Annotated in this window: 1 pseudogene; it reads left to right on the top strand. The window is 48.2% G+C overall.

Features of this window, described 5'->3' with window-relative positions:
- Positions 1 to 359 (top strand): annotated as a pseudogene (locus tag KP705_RS19585) (plasmid recombination protein); the annotation flags it as partial.

Below are 359 nucleotides of genomic sequence, written 5' to 3'. Positions count from 1 at the left end.
GGGACCAGTTGAAGACAGTCATCAGGCATGATGATGAGGCTTTTCCTCATCTTCATGCTTTCATCGTTCCTGATGATTTGAAGGCGATCAGCTTACATCCTGGGGATAGTGCAAAGCAGAAGGCCAAGGCGGATGGGTTATCTCCAAAGGAACAAAATGAAGCCTATAAGCAATCGTTTAGAGATTGGCAGGACAGTTATTGGGATAAGGTCGGGAAGCCTTCTGGCTTAACTCGTATTGGTCCAGGTCGTAGGCGTTTAACTCGGGACCAGTGGAACCAGGAGAAGCAACAAGCCAAGGCTTTAGCTATTGCTCTGGCTGATGGTCGTGCTGTTGCAAAGCGTGTTGATGCTGCAAAA

The sequence above is a fragment of the Gluconobacter sp. P1D12_c genome (assembly GCF_018812105.1).
GTDB lineage: Bacteria > Pseudomonadota > Alphaproteobacteria > Acetobacterales > Acetobacteraceae > Gluconobacter > Gluconobacter oxydans_A.
Note: the sequence above shows the minus strand (reverse complement) of the source record. Positions and strands in the feature narration are given on the sequence as shown.